Genomic DNA, 2957 nt, shown 5'->3' with positions numbered 1-2957 from the left:
TGATAAAATCATCGCTCTTTGCATAATTAAAGTAGACCAGATACCCGATCATGCTGACAAAGATCAGCACAAAAAAACAGGATACCAGTGTATATTCCCGATTACCGGGTCTTCTTTTTTTCAAAATCTCCTGAGCCTTGCGCTTCTGACGCTTCCTGAGCTCTTTGCGCCGCTTCTTTTCTTCGATATCTCTCAATTTCTTCGTCCTCATCTTCTCTCAAAATATACAATCCCTGAATAATTGCCAGCATCAGCACCGTACTCGCCACAGAGCTTCCTCCGTAACTGACCAATGGAAGTGTCACACCTGTCATAGGGATGAATTTCGTTGCTCCGCCTATTGTCAGAAATACCTGAAATGCATATTCCGTACCAAGACCAAGCGCGATCAGTTTATAAAATGGCTTTTTTATCTTAAGCGCAATATTTACGATCATCAGAAAAAAATTCATACATACAAGGATCAGACAGATTGCAAAAATACACCCCAGTTCCTCACAAATGGCGCTGAATATAAAGTCATTCTTAACAACCGGTATCTTCTCAGCCAGCCCTGCCGCATAATCCCATTCCGCAAAACGTAGCTATCCGCCGGTTCCAATCGCAAACAATGACTGAACGATCTGATATCCTTCATTCTGATATACAGCCATCAGGATCTTTCCATGCTGTCACCCTCTGGCGTACATGCCCAAACAAATGATATGCAATAACTGCTCCGAACCGAACCCGCCGCCAAGGCCAAGCGCCAGATATCCTACATTCTTGGAAGCAACATAAATCATCACGAGGTATGCCGCAAAGAAGATTACCGCACTTCCCAGGTCTCTGGAAAGCACCAGGATACCAACATGAAGCCCTGCCACGATAGTAGCCTGGACTACTTTTGAAAAATCTGCACCATTTCTCAATAATGCTGCCATAAAAAATACAAATGTGATCTTAATTGCCTCTGATGGCTGAATTCCCATCAGAGAAAGCTTCGCTCCATAGCTTGTCTGTGCAAGCACAAGTACCGCCGCCAGCAGGACAATTCCGATTCCGGCATAAACCCATGTCAGGTCTTTGAGAAATTTCATTTTTCGAGATCAACTACCGGAACGACAAGTGCTGCCACATTCACACCGGTTACGATCACCAGCTGTCTGGTTGCCGTTGATACATCTAATCTGCACAGCATGATAAATCCAACGCTCAGAAGCATGCACATATTATTCAGCAGTAAAATCGATGCTTTCTTATATATAAGTCTGTACAGAATCTGGATTCCTGCAAAAAACGCCATCATCTCTACATAAAACAGAATGACCTGAAACTTACCAGTCTTCAGGTAGATGACCAGAAACGCAGTGAAGTCCATAAAAAAGATAAGCATCAGCTGCTGCCGCAGCGATTCGTTTCTCTCTTCCTCACTCTGCTGTTTCACCAGATAGAAACAGTGAAAAGTATAAATTACCATCAGGGTAAGGATCACATACTTGGATAATTCTACAATTACATTAATCATATGCCTTACTCGGCTCCTCTTTTAAAATGTCCCTTAGTATAGTCCCGCTTCGGAGGATTCTTCTCATTCAGATAAACGTCCCTGAACTCTTCATAAATCTTTACTGCATCCTGCGGTTTCTCAATTGTGAATGCAAGTCTCAGGGAAGAAACACCCCAGTCTGTCTATCTGTGATTTTTCCTTTCAGCAGACCATAAGGAATACTGTTGTAAATGATATTATAGCAGGGTATGCGGGAATTTGTATTCTCCATTTTCCATGGATTACATACACATTTGGCTGTAAATTCCTTATCATAGCGGTCCTTCATAGTCACCCACTCTTCTTTATGATTACACCCATAAACATTCTTATGCACGCATTGAGCAGAAATCATAAGCGGCAGATAGCCATAAATGAGCATTTCGCTATTCTGATTATCTCTGTGACGGATTTCTCCCTCATTTAGCTCAAGAGGCACTGTATTGCGCATAACATGCTGTCCGATCCAGAAATCAACTGCTTCGTCATTCCACGTATACATGCTGTGATCCAACACACATTTCTCTGCAAGCCCGGCTTTCTTAAGAATTGCAAAAGTTTCCAGGTTTCTTACAAGAAATCCTGTCATTCCTCTGTCCAGCCAGTTATCTATCTGGGCAAGAAGATTTTCCGGAAATTCTCCTCTCATAATGTGTGGCAGTGACAGATACATCTCCATTCCTCTGCTCACGCCTTCATCAAGACAGGCTTCCATCGCATCACCGTTAAGGTACATTCCCTGTATCCCTTCTCTTTTATATAACGCAAGAGCGGTGGATTTTTCTTCACATGATATATAAATTGGCAGCGTTTTTTGTATTTTATCCGCTTTTTTGTTTGTATGCTGACTGTTTTTTTCTACTTCTTCTCTTCTATATGATTTGAGGATTTCTTCTTCCAATGATTCCAACGCCTGTCTGCGGACTTCATTCAACATTTTCATCGGGATAAAAATGCTCTCATCCATCTGAATTTCCAGATTCTCCCACTCATATTCCGTATTTCCGAGCTTCTCCATCTGTGAGCGGATACGTTCCTCAGTCAGCGGTTGATTCTGTGCATACTGCACTTCTCCAAGGGATGCAGATCCATGAATTCCCCTGCAGGATACATCCAGTATAGCAGGACTTCCCGGGAAAAGAATTAACGTTCCCTGAATTTTTTCTTTCTTTTTTCTTAATACAGGCGTGATATCTCCAGTCTTCTTCTCATTTGTGAACGCCATCATAGATGGACCATTCTGCATCTCATAGTATCCGGTACAGGAACCGCCTCTGTTAAACAAATCCAGCAGATATTGTCTGTCTTTCTCCGCTACTTTATAATTCTCAGCACCTTTCTCAAAAAGAATGTCCAGATATTTTCTATATACAGATGTTACTCCCGCTGTATATCCCGGCTGTTTCATTCTTCCTTCTATCTTAAGGGA

Annotated in this window: 4 protein-coding genes; all 4 read right to left on the bottom strand. The window is 42.1% G+C overall.

From position 1 onward, the window contains the following. Positions 1 to 101: 101 nt before the first annotated feature. A complete protein-coding gene (locus AC058W_RS05085; protein WP_479389787.1) occupies positions 102 to 491 on the bottom strand; it encodes an FtsW/RodA/SpoVE family cell cycle protein in 390 nt (129 codons plus the stop codon). A 180-nt stretch (positions 492 to 671) separates the two neighbouring features. Continuing rightward, positions 672 to 1079 (bottom strand): FtsW/RodA/SpoVE family cell cycle protein, encoded by a 408-nt coding sequence (locus tag AC058W_RS05080; RefSeq protein WP_479389786.1) that lies wholly within the window; start codon positions 1077 to 1079, stop codon positions 672 to 674. After that, positions 1076 to 1507, bottom strand: a complete 432-nt coding sequence (locus tag AC058W_RS05075) for a hypothetical protein (protein ID WP_479389785.1) — start codon at positions 1505 to 1507, stop codon at positions 1076 to 1078. Before AC058W_RS05075 ends, AC058W_RS05080 begins: the two co-directional genes overlap by 4 nt. Positions 1508 to 1646: 139 nt before the next feature. Beyond that, positions 1647 to 2957 (bottom strand): DUF3656 domain-containing protein (locus AC058W_RS05070; RefSeq protein WP_479389784.1); only part of this gene is annotated, 1311 nt, incomplete at its 5' end.

The organism is Blautia sp. CGZ-1-C1 (genome assembly GCF_056504575.1).
The sequence above is the reverse complement of the archived record's forward strand: the minus strand, read 5'-3'. Positions and strand labels throughout refer to the sequence as shown.

Bases quoted from the DNA above. Each gene is read 5' to 3' on its own strand.
- AC058W_RS05080 (WP_479389786.1), bottom strand. From the start codon at position 1,079: ATGAAATTTCTCAAAGACCTGACATGGGTTTATGCCGGAATCGGAATT.
- AC058W_RS05075 (WP_479389785.1), bottom strand. From the start codon at position 1,507: ATGATTAATGTAATTGTAGAATTATCCAAGTATGTGATCCTTACCCTG.